We start from the raw sequence: 18726 nt of genomic DNA, 5'->3' as shown, positions 1-18726 counted from the left end.
GTTGCACGGCGATGCACGTTGACAGGATGACGCCTACCGCAGCTTGCCTTGACTACGTCGGGCGGATTTCTGGCCCCCCCCCTGCCCACTAAGGTTCACGTACTACGGTCAATCCCAATAGTTATTATGTTTTCCTAGGTAAATGCTCTTACATAGTCAAGGTATTCAGTTTTAGCCGTTCTCCGCACTTCCCAACGCCGCGTATGCCCTTCTGGGCGTTCCCGCTGATCTACATGGGTGATAACCAATCTTTTTTTGGCACGGGACACTCCAACAAAGAAAGCGCAGTGATTCTCATCCTGGTTACCAAAGAAACTTTCATTTTCAACGGCCATAATAATGACCGAATCAAACTCCAAACCCTTACTCTTATGTATAGTCAAGATTCGAACTGCCTGATCGTCAGAAAAGCGCCCTAGGGCTCTAAGTAAGTCAGGATCTAGGTTTAGCAGCTCTTCAATTCGCATCTTAGTATCACGGATAACCTCTCTAAGTCGAGCACGTGATTCATAGTCTGGGGAAAGCGACATCAACGTCTCAAGACTAACTTCCTTCAAAAAGGGAACCACAAGATCCCACCATCCCAAGAAAGGCTCACCAAGTAGTTCTGCAGTAACCACTTCTTTTCTTTGCCGCCTGATAAACCGATCAAAACTCTTGCGAGCGCTTGACTGAGTCTCTTCATCAGAAAACGGGAGCAGTTGATTCATAACTCGAGTCCATGCCTTAGGCTCACGCTGGCCATAAAGACAAGATAAATAGTCAACAATCAAACGGGCTGCCGGCTCAACGGTAATGTCTTGCATCTGTTGCTCGTTGCGAAAAGGAACTCCAACTGCCTCTAATGCAGTCATAAGATGGCTAGAGTACAAGTCAAGCTGACTGCGGATGAGAATCGCAATTTCTGCAGGCGGTATTTTTTCAGTTTTAATCCAGCCGTCAATAACACTTGCAAGGTAATCTGCTTCCTTACGACAGTTCTCAAAGTGCAATGCAAACACCTCTCCTCCGTCATAACCAAGCATTTCATCAGGCATGACAGAAGAAGGGTCGAGCCTCCGGATAATCTCATTCTGTAATCGCAGCAAGCGCGGTTTAGACCGAAAGTTGCGGTACATGTTAAGCGGGGTAGCAGCAAAATCGATAACAAAAACCTGGAAAATACCATCCATGGCCCCTGCCCAACCCATAATTTTCTGCTTCGTATCACCCACAGCAGTTAGGCGGACACTGCTGCCTTGAAACGCGAGCTTCAACAACTCGTACTGTAAATTAGTACAATCTTGGAATTCATCTAGAAAAACGTCACTGTAGGTTTGACGTATAGCATTTCGCGCTAGAGCTGACTTCCGCAAAATCTCAATTGACAAAGGAACAAGGTCGGCAAACTCAATTTCCTGGCGGGACGGCTTCACCTTGCGTTCAACAATTTTATAGTTAACGTCCAGCGCAAGGGTACCCGTCAATATAAGACGGAAGCGATCAATGATGCGCTTGGCAAATGCGTGAAAAGTATAGCTATCAAACCGTATCGCAAGTTCTGAACCACAACGCCGTCTCACTCGTTCCTTCAGATTACTACTGGCATCAACCTTGAACGAAATAGCCAAAATACGTTTGGGATATCGACATATGCCAGTACGTAGTAGAAAGTCTGCCCGCTGCGCCAACATTTCTGTCTTTCCCGCCCCCGGGCCAGCTGTAAGTGCGAGACTTCGCTCCTGCTCCTTAACCGCAAGCAAAGCATTTGGTTCGAGTACTAGCCCATCAGCGGGACTCCAAACATCGATGGCGATCACTCGGGCAACTCCTTTAGCTTTGCTACGACCGCATCAGCTAAACGTCCGATTGATAATGGAATAGTCGCAAGCAGGCTCTTATCGCTAAGTTTAGCTAGAGCTTCAATGTGGGCAGCAGGCTTGCTCGCTAGTTTGAATCTACGGTGATAGATACCAAACAAAAGCTGTTCGTCTTCGCTGTATTGACTTACCTCGTGATGGCTTTTTCCAAGAACAGCCTTGATCATCGACTCGTCTGGCTTTTCTGCCTCAACAGCATAAGCATCTGGATAAGCTAGCATCATTGAAAAATCCAGATCCATCGGATACGAGAAATAGACACCCCGTTCCTCAAAAAAATCCACATACCATGCATAATCCCGAACTTTGTAATTTGGATCATCCCAACGGGGAATACTATAGCCGCCAGTAAGAACCTTGCTTGGCTCGTATGCCGCCAACTGGTCATTAACGTACTGAAATCGTCCCCACCCTGCTTGATAGCGCGCAACGTCCAGATCAAGCAGTGTTAGATAAGGTATTTCCAAAGCTGACAACAAGCGCCAGAAATGATTCACATGGCGCCCGCCTAAAGGTGCTATTGAAACCGCTGCTTCATCAACTAGAACCCCTTTAGCCTGGAGAAGACGAGGCAATACAATCTCTTCGCTATCTCCCTCACCCAAAACCACAAGACGGGAGAAATAGACTTCTGGAAATGCTTGCACAGCCTCACGCACAAACTTGTGAGCGTCACTCGCAGTATTCGGTAACTGAATACGTGTGACACGTGATGTCCGTTCTTTGTTTAAGCGCAGATATCGAATAAGCTCTGGAGCGACACGCCTGAGCATAGACGGCGCATGGGTTGCAATTAAAGCTTGCGCGTCCCCGTCACCAACCATCCTGTTCAGCGCATTGACTATCCTTCCTAGAAAATGCGGCGACAAACTGTTCTCCGGTTCCTCGACTGCAACCACAGTAAAAACAGGCGGACGCAACTTGTCTACATCAAATGAATCATTCTCTGCAGACAAGACAGCACGTCCAATTGCTTGCGAAGACAGCACAAGAGAAAGATATAGCATTGATTTCTGACCGTCACTCAGCCGTGAAAAATCAACTAACTGCTCATCGTGTCCTGGAGAGAAAGACACAGACATGTGTCTTAACAAAGCCTCAATCTCTGACGCGACAAAGGTGAGCTTCGGATCAGCAAAAAAACTACCTTTATGCAAATCCCCCCACGCTGCCTTCAAACTTATGCTAAAAGCACTGATTGCCGAATTCGATGCCAAACTGCCGCTAATTTGATCGGTAAGCCCCTTGATAGTACTTCGCTCAGCATCCCAGTTAACTGCACGCAGCATACGGCCAAGCAAAGCATTAGCGCCATAAGCAATATGATCAGCGGGGTCACGACGCGCTGGTAAGTAATGAACCTGAATATGATTGCGCTCAGCTCTAGGTACCTGCGCCGTATTCAATGGCGAACCATCGGGATCAATGTCCAATACGTAAACCAAACTTTCCTCTATGTCTCCATCCAACCCCATGACGGCGGTGTGACGGAAACGCACGCGCGGTACACCATCCACTTCGTCGAGGCGCATATGACCAAAATGAGGTGCAACAGTACTGTTGTCTCCATCATTAGCAAGCTCCGGAAAAAAGAAGTCGACCTCAATCCATAGCTGACGCTCAACAGGAGGAACCACCTCATCAAATGGAACATGAAAGTCCGATCTCACTATACGACGCAGCGATGGATCGAAGGCAAAAAGCCGACATAAAGCCTGAAGCGCAGCCGTTTTACCTGAGCCATTTGGACCAATCAGATAGGTAATTTCCTCCAGCGTAAGCTCAGTTGGCGTTGCACCAAAAGACTGAAAGTTAAACAATCGGATTGCTTGAAGCTTCATTAATTAACTCCGCTTAGGCCAGCCACTTAAGAAATTTATAAAAACATTGAGATAGAAGACCTGACAGTTGACGCTTACAACATCAGCTTTGAATTAGCGCTTGTGCTCAGTCATGGTCGGCAGCACTTTTTGTATTTCTTACCTGAGCCACAACTACACGGCTCGTTCACTTTGGGCTGCTTTGGGCGAAGTGTTTGGATGGGGGGACGCACAGAACGAACTGGAGCATTTTTTCCAGTGAAGATGCCTTGTTCTTCCATTGCCTTTAGCGTCTGCGCTTTCAAGTCTTGCGGCATATCAGGATAGGCGTCAACGACCAAAACTGTCTCAGATCCTCCCACTGTTTCCTTTGGGTCAACCCCAAGGACAACGATTTCGTCATACTCCGAAAATTTTACTTGGGCAGACAGCGCATATAATTTCATCCAATCCAGACGCTCTTTGCGATAGTCATCATAAGACTCATGACTTTTTAATCGTGGATAGATCAAGAAGATGTAAAGCCGACCCCGATTCGACAACGAATACGTCACACGCACTGTCACTGCCTGGCTAGGTGCAATACTGAGAATATCAACAAGCAAACGTCCCAGCATGGAACGAGAGATTCGGTTCTCAGCGGCCAAAGTACGCACAGCTCGCTCATGAACCTGAAGCGACTGATCCTGTGCTTCTCCAACTGTAGCAGTCAATATGGCTCGGGAAAAATCGTCGGTAAGCCGTTTCCATGCACCTGCGTAACGTCGAGCCTCCGCATGGTGAGCATATTCGGGCGACCTCAAAAAATTACGCCACAAGTGCTCTTCAAGAGCCAACGCTTCCGGAATCTCGACGACAGTTCTAGGAGGCCTCTCAAAAAAACCACCAAACCCCTCCTCACCCATATTAGCCAAGTAGGCACAGAGAAAGTCCTCCTCCCCACAAAAGTGAACTAACCGCTCTCCACGAATGGCGCGCTCTCGTACGAGAAGATAGTCTATGAAGTCCGGACCGGTATCCAGCTCAGACATCAATAGAAACAACGACTCCTCATCAAAAACATGAACAAAAGTCTTCGCCCGATCAAAGTCCCCAATCGTAAAAGGATGCGCGAGCATCTCTTTCTCATCAAAAGACGCATTAAAGATAAATGTTCCCGTACTCTGAAACTCCACACCCTCGTCGTTGAAATGTTCAAAATAGCGTTCCCCTGGTTGGCACGAATTTCTGCAGATAGCAACCAAATGTATCCTAAGGTCTGGGGTATTCAACATAAATGGAAACGGCTGAGTACATTTTGCATCTAGGAACAGGGAGCCACGTCCGGACTTGATATACGCCTCAGCGCCTCGTAGTTGATCAACTGAGTCACGTACTGATTTCCGAAACCACCGCGCCCACGCCGTATGGATATCTCTAGACTCGGGGAACTTAATATCCTTCTCGGAAAAAATGATGACATCACGCTCAAAGAACACAAGAAGGTCAGCCACTTCGTGGGCAAAAGAACGACCTCTCTTCTGGATAAGGCGTTGAACAGACGCATAGCTCCAAAGCCCGAAAAAAGAAGCCTCGGCGAGCTTAGCCAAGGCCTCTTCGCCTGGCGTAGACCCACCTTCTTTGTGTATCACCGTAAGCATAAGTGTCGCAGTATTTATCAAGCTAAAGCATTAAATAAGAAGGCAAATAATACCTGCTGTTTTCATTCAATTCAAAACCACACTAAATCAGACATAACAACTAAGCCCTAGCATGTACTCGGCATGCCTATTTACATCGAAATTGATCAGAAAACGCTCAAACCGAGCACAGATTTTTCAAAGCAAAACACACAAAGAATAAGTAATTTTACCAATCCACCCACACTGAATTTCCCGCTTAAATCCAACCTTCCACAAAGCCACAGACATGTTACACAAATAAAAAATTAGCCGCCAGATAATGAGAGTCAATAGCTTTATTAATATATCTAAAAAACACCTATTAGAATCAATCAAAAATAAAATATTACTATCCTAATATTTTCAGTAGCCACAAAAAAGCCCACTGTAAAGTGGGCAATTTATTTAAATAGCGTTATGATCTAAGTTTTTTGACTCGTAACAAAATTGTTATTTTTCTCTTAGTTCTGGCCAAATCTGATGCCAATCATCCGGCCGTAGCTGCTTGCGAGTCACTTGTCCACCTGTTATCTCCTCGATTTCCACACATCGAATGATCGGCACAGGCCGCTTTCCAGACGCCCAGTTGTTGAGGCTCACAGGGGTGACACCCAGTCGCTCAGCCAACGCCACTCCGCTGCCAACAATTTTAATGGCACGCCTCACATGATCAGATCCATCTGTATTTTCGGACGGGGATTGATTATCAAAATTCATAAAGCACATTTAACGAGCAGAGAGCTGTTGACTAAAATTAGACAACGGCTAATAATACGATCAATTGCTAAGTAATAGCAGCTCTTTAACAACCTAAATCGATAAATACCGCGCCCTACCCCACTGGTAAGCGACTGCGCGGCTGCCCGACACACCACGGAGGCAGAAGATAAATCTGTGAAAAATCAGTGTCCCTCGGGCTTGTAGGGTAGGCAATAAGAGAGGTCAACACTGACGACCCAGCAATCTTGGGCGCCGTACTGTCGTGAGACAGCCTTTCGAGGATGGCGGGTAATTCTCGACAAACTAATTCGATTCCCTGAGTTAGTTCTCCAAACAGTAAAGTGGATCATTAAGCAGGGCACGATGCAGCTTCAGCTGTACGTGCCCACAATCTTCTGGCTGTTGCCAGACTGAAGCCGTCTAGCACACAGCGTTATTTTGGGCTTCACATGAAGTTCTGGAATTTTTACTGCCTATTAGCGGCAGTGACGGATCTCAGTACCTTATGAGCAAAAATAGTTGCGGTGTCACTCCCGCCTCAAAAACCAGTATTCAAATTTCATTTCAGTATGGTGGAGTACGTTATCGGGAGATTATTCCGCTAATCCCAACTCCTAAAAATCTTGAGGTAGCCCAGAAAAAGCGGTCTGTTATTCTAAGCGCCATCAAAGATGGGACATTCGAATATGCCGCTCATTTCCCAAACAGCCCTAGAGTTAAAAAACACATAACTACTAGTGGCCACACTGAGAAAATCTCCAACTACCTCACACATTGGCTCCGTTCACAAAAAGCTGTTTTAAAGGCATCTAGCTACGAAGGCTACAGAAAAATTGTGGACAATCTGATTGTTCCTCAATTCGGCGACCTTTTGCTCCCTCAGTTAAAACGACGGGCAATCAAAGAGTGGCTAGAAACAATGCCATGCGGAAACAAACGACTGGTCAACATCCAGAGCGTGATACGCAAAGCACTTTCAGATGCGGTTGACGACGAGCTGCTTGATATCAACTGCATGGCCAACTACTGCTTCCAACGCAAAGCCAAAGTCAAAGAAGTCGACGATATCGATCCGTTCACACTGTCCGAGCAAACTTCTATCCTGGCCACCGCTGACCCACAGCTACGGCATCAGATACAGTTTGCGTTCTGGACAGGTGTCCGCACGAGCGAACTCATCGCCTTGAACTGGGCTGATATCGACTTCGATCGAAATCTGATCAATATCCGTCGAGCCATTACCCAGGCAGCCAAGGGTGTAGCCGAAACCACTAAAACCATGGCAGGACGCAGACAAATCAAGATTCTGGCTCCTGCTCTGGAGGCCCTCCTCTCTCAACGGCAATACACGGCGAACAAAGGCGAAGCTATCTTCCTCAATCCACGCACCAACCAGCGATGGACAGGTGACAAGCCAATCAGAGATACCTGGACCCAGCTACTCAAAACAGCTTGTGTTCGCTACAGATGGCCTTATCAAACCAGGCATACCTATGCCTCAATGATGCTCAGCGCCGGAGAGAACCCCATGTGGGTCGCTAAACAAATGGGACATAGAGACTGGACGATGATTGCCAAGGTCTACGGAAAATGGATGCCTGACGCGAACTCCCAAGCCGGGGAGAAGGCGGAGGCCACTTTCGGGACCCAAGTAGTACGCAACCGACTCATCGCTCTTCACTCAACACAATAAAAAAAGATCGTGTCAGAAATTCTGACACGATCTTTTTTTAACATACTGATTTTTCAAGAAATTTTGGTGGAGTCGGGGGGAATTGAACCCCCGTCCGCAAGCCGTCCACAGACAGTTCTACATGTGTAGTCAATTAATTTTAAGTTTTAACCTTGGACTGTGCCAATTGACAGGCCTTTCCTTGGCGATCCACTAAGTTTTAGAACCGGACTTCGTGGCGCAGGCCGATTCGATTCTTTGTAAATAACACTGCTGTAGGTTGCCCTACCTAACCCAAAGACAAATTAGTGCAGTGGCCCAGCCTTAAGCGGCTAGAGCGAAACGCTCGTCGTTGGCGTTTGTAGTTTTCCAGTGGATTTACGAGCGTACTGGTGCTCGACACGCCCTGATCTGCTTCTTGACCCACGTCGAAGCCATGTCGACCCCATGTGGATTAGCAACCATATCACATCGGCTACAAAATGTATAGCGCCTAGTGCTAGAATAACCCTCTTCCGCGCTCTGGCTGAGTCCTCGCCAGAGCGTTTTTCACGTACTTCACGCCTACCCATTTGTTTGGAGTCGCTTTTCATGGCCCATCCCGCCAATCAAGCCAGAGGCCCATTAGGCTTTATCCTGCACGGCAGTCTTGTTACTCAAATTGTGATCGGTTTGGTCGCCGGTATTTTGCTGGGACGCTTTGCTCCCGATGCCGCGCACTCGATCGCCCTGCTGGGCCAATTATTTGTCTCTGCCTTGAAGTCGGTTGCGCCGATTCTGGTGTTTGTTCTGGTGATGTCTTCCATTGCCAACCAAAAAGCCCAGTCCTCCACCCGCATGGGTCCTATTTTGCTCTTGTACGTGCTGGGCACCTTCCTGGCTGCACTGATTGCCGTAATCGCCAGCTTCGCCTTCCCCGTCAAGCTCAAGCTGGATCTGGCCGATGCCACCTTGAACCCTCCTGGCAATATCGTTGAGGTATTGCTGGATCTGCTGACCAGCATTGTGGTGAACCCGGTTGATGCCTTGCTCAACGCCAACTACATGGGCATTTTGGCCTGGGCTATTGCTCTGGGCCTGGCACTGAAACACGGCTCGCAAGGCTCTCGCGACCTGCTGACCGATATGGCCAATGCCGTGTCGTCCTTGGTGCGCCTGGTCATTCGCTTTGCACCGCTGGGTATTTTTGGTCTGGTAGCAGTCACTATTGCTGAATCGGGCTTTGATGCGCTGCGCCAATACGGTTTGCTGCTGCTCGTGCTGGTAGGCTGCATGTTGGTGGTGGCTCTGGTCATCAACCCCTTGATCGTGTTTGCCAAGCTTCGTCGCAACCCCTACCCGCTGGTATTCACCTGCCTGCGTGAAAGCGGTATCACAGCCTTTTTCACCCGCAGTTCTGCGGCCAACATCCCTGTGAACATGGCTTTGTGCGAACGCCTGGGCCTGCATAAAGATACCTACTCGGTGTCAATTCCACTGGGTGCCACCATCAATATGGCCGGTGCTGCCGTCACGATTACCGTCTTGACGCTGGCTGCGGTGCACACACTGGAAATCCCGGCTGACCTGCCTACCGCCCTGTTGCTGAGCCTGGTGGCTACCATTGCGGCTTGCGGTGCGTCTGGCGTGGCCGGTGGCTCTTTGCTGCTGATTCCACTAGCATGCAATATGTTCGGAATTTCCAACGATGTCGCCATGCAAGTCGTTGGTGTAGGTTTCGTGATTGGGGTGGTGCAAGACTCGGTAGAAACGGCCTTGAACTCCTCGACCGACGTGCTGTTTACCGCTGCGGCAACACTCGAACCAGGCCGTGCCTGATTTGATATCTTGACGCACAAGGGGCCAGCCATTCAGGCTGGCCTTTTTTGTAGGCCGATCAAGCAACGCCTGATTGCCTCAGCCCAAGCACCCGCCGCCATGCTTGAGTGCGCAGGCACTCAATGCTTCTGCAATCAGACTCTTACCAAGGAATCTTCGTGGATTTAGCCAGCCTTTCTCTGTATATCGTTGCAGTATCGGCCGTCACTATCATGCCGGGTCCCACCATGCTGCTTGCCTTGAACAATGGTGCACATGGCGGCAAACGGATCGCAGCATGCGGTATTGCGGGTGCGGCGCTCTCGGACCTGATTCTGATTGCTGCTGTCGGCTGTGGACTGGGCGCGCTGCTGCTTGCCTCCGAGCAGCTTTTCACAGTGGTGAAGTGGATAGGTGCGGCGTATCTGCTCTATCTGGCCTATGGTCTCTGGCACGCTCCGGTCAGATCTATCCAGACGGACACTCCCACGGAAAAAGTTCGGACGGGTCGCGCGGCTTTTCTGCGATCTTTGCTGGTTGCCCTGTCCAACCCTAAAGCGCTGCTGTTCTTCTCTGCATTTTTGCCGCAATTCATTCGTCCGGAAGAAGCGATTGCCGTTCAGTACATCACACTGGCCTTGGTCACAGCCCTGATTGATATGGCTTTAATGACTGTCTACGCCGTGGGTGGCCATCACGCCATGCGGCTGCTTTCCGGCAAGGCTATGCGTTGGTTGAACCGGGCTTGTGCTGGCATGCTGGCAGGTCTGGGTATTGCGTTAAGTCTGTATCGACGCGGTAATGCCAACTGAAGATCGCAACCTCCAAGGAAAACAAGGGACCTGAATCGGTCCCTTTTTCTTATGTGCTGCAACCCAGTCTTGCCTACCACAAGACTGCACCTCACCATCCGTGACGCTAGAGCAACAGGCCAAACGACAAACCGCAAACCCGTGCCAGGTCCTTACACCCAGCGCCATGTTCAGGCTGATGGGATCGTATATCATCATTCAGATGGCCACCACGAATAGCCTGCTATGGGTTCAGAACAGCCATGTCTCACAAATTCCGGTTTGCCCCAGCGGCCAGCAGCCCAGCCTGAACCGGCACGATTTCCCTTCACCCCGAATCAACAAGGAGCCAAGATGAAGCGTATCTATTTAGCGGGTCCTGATGTGTTTTTCAGCGATGCCACCGAGCGTGCCAAGCTGCACAAGCAATTGGTACGAGACTTTGGCTTCAAGCCCTTGCATCCCGTTGATCAGGAAGAGATCGAGGCCTCGGCTATCTACCACCACAATATTCGTCTACTGGACCAAGCCGATGCGGTTCTGGCCAACATCACGCCCTTTCGAGGCGCAGAGATTGATACCGGCACCGCTTTTGAAATCGGTTACGCCGTAGCCCAGGGCCTGCCTGTTTTTACCTACCGCTCTACCGCCGATACCGTTCTGGACACCGTACGCGAGCACTACAGCCCAGTTGTGCTGGACCCGGCCAGCCAGATCTGGCGTGATCGCAATGGTGCGCTGATCGAAGACTTTGGCCTGCCCTCGAACTTGATGGTGGCGATCAGCACGGAGTTTGTACACGGCTCCTTTACGGATGCCCTGATCGCCGCACAGGATTATTTCAAAGCTATTGGCTAATTCATTTTCGGAAAAAATACTGCTGATTAATCAATCACAAGCAGTCAAACAGAGTCAAAATTAAACGGTTTTCAGGGAAATTAAACGCATCTTGTACTCAGGTATGATGTGAACTTGAAATTCCCTGCCCGTACACAGGAACCACAATTGGTTCCCCGCCGCACCCGCTTTTCCTGAATCAAAAAAACAGGGCTATGCCCAGCACCATGCCAGACACCAGCAACATCTCTTTTCTTGATCGTGTACGCGCTATTCTTAGTGATCTCCCCGCCTCCGAGCGACGTCTGGCCCAATTCACACTGGATTTCTCGGGTGATTTATCCAGCTACAACGCCTCGGAACTCGCCAGTCTGGCCCAAGTTTCCAATGCCACTGTCACACGTCTGATCCGTCGTCTGGAATACGCCAACTACGAAGCGGCACGCAAGCAGATTCGCACGGAAAGAACGGATGACTCCTTCACCTCGGTCCACCAGCCGCTATCTCCGGGCGAGGCCGCCTTGCACTCACACTTGCAGGAAAGCTATAGCAAGCTGGGCAATACCTATCGGCATCTGTCCCATTCTGTTCTGCAGGAAGCCAGTCAGGCCATCAGCCGTGCGCGGCAGGTTTGGCTGGTGGGTTTGCAGGCAAACTACTTTCTGGCCGGGCATTTTTACTGGCATTTGTCCAAACTCATGCCGGGCGTACGGCTTATCCCCGGAGCGGGGCAAACCGTCTCCGACTACCTGGCCGACATTCAGCACCAGGATGTCGTGATTGTTTTTGATTTGCATCCACGCCCCAGCCACATGCCGGAGCTGATCGGACGCCTGGAAACACGCTGTGCGGACATCGTGCTGATCACCGACCAGGATTACAAAGAGCGGCCCAAAACCCGCTGGTCCCTGCCCTGCCAGCCTGGGCCTGAAGCGCTGCCTGATAATTCGGTGGCCGTTGCCAGCCTGTCTCATCTGCTGCTGTCCGAAATACTGAAAGTACGTGGCGCTGATCGCCGTGATGAATCAGAACAAGAACTGGCCACCGCTGACGCGCTGTTTTGAACTAACAAAAAAACTCCCTTTTCAAGCTCTGCAAGCTACTCAGAGCAGAAGAGACCAGCTCTTGTGCCTGTGCGTCTCCTGCATCATTTGCCCCGCCCAGCTAAACCAAGGCTCCAAAATCAGAGCCTTCTCCCCCCTCATCTACGACCAAAGTCGCCTGTTGGGAAAAGTTGATTCGTTCTATACATGCTGTACACAGAGCGCCCTCAAGCGCCAACTCTCTGTACACGCCGTGTTTAGAGAGCCTCGATGCCAAGAATCATCAAACCCCATAAGGAGACATAAGAATGAGCTCAGCCAATACTGTCGTGACGGCAGTAACTCAGCACCCTGCCTATCAAGAACTGCTTAGAAGACGCAACCGCATGAGCCTGATTTTTTTCGGCTTGACCGTGATTGTGTACGCCGGTTTTATCTTGACCCTGGCCTTTGACCCCGAACTTTTCAGCCGTTCTGTCGGTTCCATGACCATGACCATTGGCGTGCTTAGCGCCGCCATTGTGCTCATTAGTGCCGTCGTCCTGGTGTCCACCTTCGTCTACATTTCCAACAAGGTGTATGACCCCTTGCTGGCTCAAATCATGAAGGACGTGACATGAAGAAACTACTTCTGAGCCTGGGCCTGTTTGGCATGGCCAGTGGCAATGCCATGGCAGCCTCTTCCGGCCAGGCCAATACCTCTGCCATTGTGATGTTCCTGATCTTTATTGCCGGGACCATGGTCATTACCTGGTGGGCGGCCCGCCGTACACGCACCACGTCCGACTTTTACACCGCCGGTGGCGGTTTGACCGGCTTTCAAAACGGCCTGGCAATTGCCGGGGACTATCTGTCCGCCGCTTCTTTCCTGGGGATTGCGGGCATGGTGTACGTCAGCGGTTTCGACGGCATGATTTACGCCATCGGCTTCATGTTCGGCTGGCCGGTTGTGATGTTCCTGATTGCAGAGCGCCTGCGTAATCTGGGCCGCTACAACTTTGCCGACGTCACCTCGTTTCGCCTGTCGCAAAACCCCATGCGGATTCTGGCGGCCAGTGCCTCCCTATTGATCATCGCCCTGTACCTGATCGCGCAAATGGTCGGCGCTGGCAAGCTGATCGTGCTGCTGTTTGGTCTGGACTACAACGTGGCCGTGGTGATTGTAGGTTCGCTGATGATGATTTACGTCACCTTTGGCGGCATGACGGCCACCACCTGGGTGCAAATCATCAAGGCCGTACTGATGTTGTTCGGTGCCACGCTGATGACAATTCTGGTTCTGGCAGCATTCTACTGGGATGTGGACAGCATGCTGGCCGCTGCCGTGGAAACGCACCCTACCGGACACGCCATTCTTGAGCCCGGCGCTGCCGTCAGCAGCAACCCGCTGAACGTGCTGTCCCTGGGTATTGCGCTGGCCTTCGGTACCGCAGGTCTGCCCCATATCCTGATGCGTTTCTTCACTGTAGCGGACGCCAAGGAAGCCCGCAAATCCGTGATCTATGCCAGCAGCTTTATTGGTTACTTCTACCTGCTGACCTTCATCATCGGTTTCGGTGCGATTGCCTTGCTGGTCAAGCATCCCGAGTACTTCCAGACGGGTCCGGACGGCTCCTTCAATATGCTGACCAACCTGATTGGCGGCACCAATATGGTGGCGGTGCACCTGGCCAATGCAGTAGGCGGCAACCTGTTGCTGGGCTTCCTGGCAGCAGTTACCTTCGCCACGATTGTGGCCGTGGTTGCAGGCTTGGCCTTGGCCGGTGCCGCCGCCATTTCGCATGACCTGTACGCCAACGTCATTGCCAAAGGCCGCGCCACCGAAAAAGACCAGATGCGCATTTCGCGTATCTCCACAGTGGTGTTGGGTGTGCTGGCGATTTTGCTGGGCATTATCTTTGAAAACCAGAACGTCGCCTTCATGGTGGGCCTTGCCTTTGCCATTGCAGCCAGTGCCAACTTCCCGGTCCTGGTGCTGTCGATTGCCTGGCGTGGCTGCACCACGCGTGGTGCCACCATTGGCGGTTTTCTGGGCCTGGTCACCGCCACGGTGTGGGTGGTCCTGAGCAGCACGGTGTGGGTGGATGTCTTCGGTTTTGCCGAGCCCATCACCCCCTTCCCTAACCCTGGCATCCTGTCCATTCCGTTGGCTTTCTTCTCGATCTGGCTGTTCTCGACCCTGGATAACAGCGCACGCGCTGCCAAGGAACGCGAAGCCTTCGAAGCTCTGACCGTACGCAGTCAAACCGGCATTGGTGCTGCCAGCGCCAGCGCTCACTAAGGCTTTTACGCTGATTCAATCAGCACGCTGGAACAGAAAACAGGGCATTTCGGTGCCCTGTTTTTACTGATGTGCAGCTCATCCTGGCAGGCACCATTACAGAAACTTGAACATGGCATAATCCTCACATGAATGAACTGCTCATTGCTGACGATCACCCACTATTTCGTGAGGCGTTACGAGGCGTCGTCGCCAACCTGTTTCCCGGCACGGCCATCTACGAAGCGGATCGTATCTCCAATTTGTATCCCCTGGTCGACGACCATCCTGACGCCGATCTGCTCTTGCTGGATCTGGATATTCCAGGGGCAATCGGTTTCAGCGCTCTAGTCCATTTACGCGCGACCTACCCCTGCCTGCCCATCATTCTGGTCACCGCCCATGAAGAGGCACGCTTCATGCGCCGCGCCATGGATCACGGAGCCATGGGCTTCATCCCAAAATCCATTGATGCACAGACGCTGGGCGTAGCCCTGCAGGTGGTTCTGGATGGTGGCACCTGGTTGCCGGAAATCGGCTCTTCCTCTCCGGGCATCAGCCTGGACGAACGGGAGGTCGCGGCGAAATTGCGCGAGCTGACACCGCAACAATTTCGCGTTCTGCAAATGCTCAGCACCGGGCAACTGAACAAGCAAATTGCCTACGAACTGAATGTCTCGGAAGCCACCATCAAGGCGCACATGACGGCCATCCTGCGCAAGCTCGGTGCTTCCAATCGCACTCAGGCCGTCTTGATGGCCAGTCATCTTGGCCTGAATCAGGACGAATCTCAGGACGCTAATACGTTTTAATTTGTGCGGCCAAAAAAGCTCGCAGTGAAGCGGGCTTTACCGGCTTGGTCAGCACCAGATAGCCATATTGTCGAGCCGCTGCTTTCAGCTCGTCGCTACCATCCGCCGTCAACAAAGCGCCTTGCGCATGAGGCAGATGCAGACGCAATAGTTGCAGTGCCTGCAAGCCGTCCAGCCTATCATGCAAGTGATAATCCACCAGCAAGACATCGGGACTCAAGGCAATTTTCTCCAAAGCGCTATCTACCGTATTGGCGGTGATAATTTGTGCTCCCCAACGCCCCAGCAGCACTTCCATACCCGCAATAATATCCAGATCGTTATCCAGACACAGCACACGCAAGCCTGTTAAAGGCAAGCCATCGGCTGGCTTGCTGGACTCGTTATTTTGCTGACTGCTGGCCTGCGTAGCGTCACTCAAAGGAACGCGAATGGAGAACATGCTGCCACGCCCCACTTCGGATCGCACATCCAGCGTGTGCCCCAGCAAGACCGCAATACGTTGGCAAATGGACAGGCCCAAGCCCAGGCCACGGCCATCCCAATCGAAGGCTTGTTCATAGCGATGAAACTCCGCATAAATCTGCTGAATATGATGTGGCGGGATACCTTGGCCTGAGTCCCAGACCTGAAACTCCAGCTCCTCGCCCCGGACACGCACGCCAAACACCACTCGTCCTTCCTGGGTGTACCGCAAGGCATTGGCCAGGAAATTCTGCAGCACGCGCCGCAACAGACGATGGTCGCTATACACCTGTAAAGGTCGAGCATGAATCCGCAACTGGATACCACGTCGTGCAGCCATAGGAGCGTATTGGTCTGCCAAATGCTGCAGCAAATGCTGCACATTGATCACGCCCAGATCCGGCTTCAAGGCTCCGGCATCCAGACGGGAAATATCCAGCAGGCCTTCCAGCAATTCCTCCGCCGTACGCAAAGAGGTATCGACTCGTTCGGCCAGATTGGGCATCTCCGCCAGGTCATTCGTATCGCGCAAGGCCGACGCAAACAGACGTGCCGCGTTAATCGGTTGCAGCACATCGTGGCTGACGGCCGTCAGGAATCGGGTACGAGACTCCTGAGCTTTTTCCGCCTCCTGCGTACGCACCGCGACACGCTGCTCCAGGCTGTCGTTCATCTCTCGCAGCTCGCGCTCCACGCGCTTGTAGTGCGTGATATCGCTATAGCTGGTGACATAACCGCCGCCCGGCAAAGGCCGCCCCCGCAGCTCGATCACCTGCTTGTCATTCAACATACGCTGAGTCACATAGGAAGAGCCTTCGCGCATGAACTGAATACGACGTTCTATGGCTTGTTCCACCCCTATGCTTTCCACGCCATCGACCTTGCCCCGCTCGGCATTAAAGCGAATCAGGTCCGCCACGGACCTCCCCACGTACAACATGCTGGGCGGGTAATCGAATAACTGCTGATAGCGCTGGTTCCAGGCGACCAGCCGCATGTCCGCATCCACCACACTGACACCCTGATCAATGTTCTCCAGGGTGGCCAGCAAAATATCCCGATTGAAACGCAGTTCCTGCCCCGCCTCATCCAGCACGGCCATGATGGCAGCCACCTCCATGCCCGAACCACGCAAGGCGCTGGTCAGCACCAGGCGCGCGGACGCGGCCCCCACCGCAGCTGCCAGCAATAGCTCCGTGAAATGCACCCAGGAACTATCCGCCCGCAAACCAGGCTCCAGCGATTGCTTGGCCTGTCTGGCCTGCGTTTCAAAAGCCCGCTTCGCCATTTTTTTACCAACGATACGCTCTGCCAAAAGCAGCAAATCCTGGACCGACAAATCCCCATAAGAATGACGGGCCGCCAAGGTCTGCCGCTCCGCATAAGGATTAAGAAACGGTTCGGCCCGCAAGCGCTCTCCCAAGCCCGGACGCCGGCGCCAGGACACCCACAAAAAGGCGCTGATATTGCACAGCAGGGACCAGAAAGTGCCATGTGTCAGCGGGTCCCAGCCCTCTACGCCAAAAAGTTGATAAGGGCGCAGCCAGGACAGGCCAAATGGCCCGTGATACAACCAATCATCCGCCAGCCAGCCCACCTCGGTCAGCGTCGGCAAGAGCAAGGTATAGACCCAGATGGCAAAGCCCAATAGCAGTCCGGCCTCTACGCCCTGTCGACTGGCACCGCGCCAATACAAACCACCAATCAAGCCCGGCCCAAACTGCGCAACCGCCACAAAAGCCATCAGCCCATACGCGGCCAGGGTCGTATCGCTGCCGCTGAGCATGTAATAGCCGTAAGCCACACCCGCCAGCGCCATGATGGCGACACGGCGTATCCATAGCACTGTGGAAGCCACCGTACTTTGCTGATACTGCGCCCAGCCACGACGCAGCAACAAAGGCATCACCAAGTCATTACTGACCATGGTTGAGAGCGCCACACTGGTCACAATGACCATGCCAGTTGCAGCCGAAAAACCGCCTATGTAAACCATCAAGGCCAAGCCAACCTGGTTTTGCGACAGGGGCAAGGCCAGCACAAAACTGTCCGGTGCCACGCCCTCGCCCCCGACGCCAAACAGGCTGACCCCTGCAGCAGCAATAGGCAAGACCATGACGCTGACCACCAGCAGATACGCCCCAAACAACCAGCGCGCCCGCCGTATATCCACCACGTCACCACATTCCACAATGGCCACATGGAACTGACGGGGCAAACAAATAATCGCGGCAAAGGCCAGCAAGGTTTGACCGACAAAACCCACCGGCGGACTGTTCTCGAACAGTGTGCTGACGGCCCCCACCATATTCAGTTCAGTCTTGCCAAACCAGCGAAAGGCGAACAGGCCAACCGCCACCAAGGCCACCAGTTTCACCACGGACTCAAAGGCCACGGCCAGCATCAAACCCGGTCTATGCTCGGTCGCGTCCACCTGGCGTGTTCCAAACAGAATGGAAAACAAGGCCATCAAAATCGCAACATACAAGGCCGGATCGCCAAACAGCCCGGCGTGAAACTCCGTCCCGGCCAGCACACTCAAACTCAAGGCCACCGCCTTGTATTGCAGGGCCAGATACGGCACGGCCGCCACCACGGCAATCCCCGCCACCATGGCCGCCAAGCGCTGCGAGCGCCCATAACGACTGGCCATGAAGTCCGCAATGGAAACCGTGTTCTGGGATTGAGCCACCAGCGCCAGGCGTTCAATAATCCGCCAGCCAAACAGCAGCATCAGCATGGGGCCAAGATAAATAGGCAGAAAACCAATGCCATAGCGCACGGCCGACCCGACCGCGCCGTAAAACGTCCACGACGAACAGTACACAGCCAGGGCCAGGCTGTAGACCGTAGGTCGCAACCAGGGGCGCTGAGTATACAAAGGATTCCTGTCCCCGAACCAGGCAATGGCGAACAAAATTGCGGCGTAAATCAACGAGGCCAACACCACCCAAGCTGGCGTCATCTGCACTGTCTCCTACTTTGGTAT

General features: G+C 52.3%; 13 protein-coding genes and 1 other RNA gene. 8 read left to right on the top strand and 6 right to left on the bottom strand.

Features of this window, described 5'->3' with window-relative positions:
• Positions 1–134 precede the first annotated feature (134 nt).
• The 4 genes from ACFPDR_RS06185 to ACFPDR_RS06170 all read right to left on the bottom strand — a co-directional run bounded on the left by ACFPDR_RS06185 (position 135) and on the right by ACFPDR_RS06170 (position 6057).
• On the bottom strand, positions 135–1799 hold the full coding sequence (locus tag ACFPDR_RS06185) for a UvrD-helicase domain-containing protein (protein ID WP_376910853.1): 1665 nt from the start codon (positions 1797–1799) through the stop codon (positions 135–137).
• Complete coding sequence (locus tag ACFPDR_RS06180; RefSeq protein ID WP_376910851.1) at positions 1796–3700, bottom strand: ATP-dependent nuclease; 1905 nt, start codon at positions 3698–3700, stop codon at positions 1796–1798. Before ACFPDR_RS06180 ends, ACFPDR_RS06185 begins: the two co-directional genes overlap by 4 nt.
• Positions 3701–3810: 110 nt before the next feature.
• Positions 3811–5268, bottom strand: a complete 1458-nt coding sequence (locus ACFPDR_RS06175; RefSeq protein WP_376910849.1) for an SEC-C metal-binding domain-containing protein — start codon at positions 5266–5268, stop codon at positions 3811–3813.
• Positions 5269–5790: 522 nt separating this feature from the next.
• Positions 5791–6057, bottom strand: coding sequence for a transcriptional regulator (locus tag ACFPDR_RS06170; RefSeq protein ID WP_003802952.1), 267 nt, complete (start codon positions 6055–6057; stop codon positions 5791–5793).
• A 508-nt stretch (positions 6058–6565) separates the two neighbouring features.
• On the opposite strand from ACFPDR_RS06170, the gene ACFPDR_RS06165 reads away from it, so the two are divergent.
• On the top strand, positions 6566–7753 hold the full coding sequence (locus tag ACFPDR_RS06165) for a tyrosine-type recombinase/integrase (RefSeq protein ID WP_376910847.1): 1188 nt from the start codon (positions 6566–6568) through the stop codon (positions 7751–7753).
• Between the two features lie 64 nt (positions 7754–7817).
• Here the strand turns inward: ACFPDR_RS06165 and ssrA are convergent.
• Positions 7818–8179: a transfer-messenger RNA gene (gene ssrA / locus ACFPDR_RS06160) on the bottom strand.
• Positions 8180–8323: 144 nt separating this feature from the next.
• Here ssrA and sstT point away from each other — a divergent pair.
• The 7 genes from sstT to ACFPDR_RS06125 all read left to right on the top strand — a co-directional run bounded on the left by sstT (position 8324) and on the right by ACFPDR_RS06125 (position 15272).
• On the top strand, positions 8324–9550 hold the full coding sequence (gene sstT, locus ACFPDR_RS06155) for a serine/threonine transporter SstT (protein WP_060186886.1): 1227 nt from the start codon (positions 8324–8326) through the stop codon (positions 9548–9550).
• A gap of 158 nt (positions 9551–9708) precedes the next feature.
• Positions 9709–10341, top strand: coding sequence for a LysE family translocator (locus ACFPDR_RS06150; protein ID WP_376910844.1), 633 nt, complete (start codon positions 9709–9711; stop codon positions 10339–10341).
• A 333-nt stretch (positions 10342–10674) separates the two neighbouring features.
• Positions 10675–11178: a nucleoside 2-deoxyribosyltransferase gene (locus ACFPDR_RS06145; protein ID WP_009456284.1), complete on the top strand. Its 504-nt coding sequence runs from the start codon at positions 10675–10677 to the stop codon at positions 11176–11178.
• Positions 11179–11372: 194 nt separating this feature from the next.
• A complete protein-coding gene (locus ACFPDR_RS06140; RefSeq protein WP_115633882.1) occupies positions 11373–12221 on the top strand; it encodes a MurR/RpiR family transcriptional regulator in 849 nt (282 codons plus the stop codon).
• Positions 12222–12508: 287 nt separating this feature from the next.
• Positions 12509–12820: a DUF485 domain-containing protein gene (locus tag ACFPDR_RS06135; protein ID WP_009456280.1), complete on the top strand. Its 312-nt coding sequence runs from the start codon at positions 12509–12511 to the stop codon at positions 12818–12820.
• The gene (locus ACFPDR_RS06130; protein ID WP_376910841.1) at positions 12817–14481 is read left to right on the top strand and encodes a cation acetate symporter; all 1665 of its coding nucleotides are present in this window, start codon (positions 12817–12819) and stop codon (positions 14479–14481) included. The genes ACFPDR_RS06135 and ACFPDR_RS06130 overlap by 4 nt, the downstream gene beginning before the upstream one ends.
• Positions 14482–14609: 128 nt before the next feature.
• Positions 14610–15272, top strand: coding sequence for a response regulator transcription factor (locus ACFPDR_RS06125; RefSeq protein WP_035272636.1), 663 nt, complete (start codon positions 14610–14612; stop codon positions 15270–15272).
• Here the strand turns inward: ACFPDR_RS06125 and ACFPDR_RS06120 are convergent.
• Positions 15259–18702: a NahK/ErcS family hybrid sensor histidine kinase/response regulator gene (locus tag ACFPDR_RS06120; protein WP_376910839.1), complete on the bottom strand. Its 3444-nt coding sequence runs from the start codon at positions 18700–18702 to the stop codon at positions 15259–15261. The genes ACFPDR_RS06125 and ACFPDR_RS06120 overlap by 14 nt on opposite strands.
• Positions 18703–18726 lie beyond the last annotated feature (24 nt).

The organism is Alcaligenes sp. GCM10023179 (genome assembly GCF_042653705.1).
Taxonomy (GTDB): Bacteria; Pseudomonadota; Gammaproteobacteria; order Burkholderiales; family Burkholderiaceae_B; genus Alcaligenes; species Alcaligenes phenolicus.
Note: the sequence above shows the minus strand (reverse complement) of the source record. Positions and strands in the feature narration are given on the sequence as shown.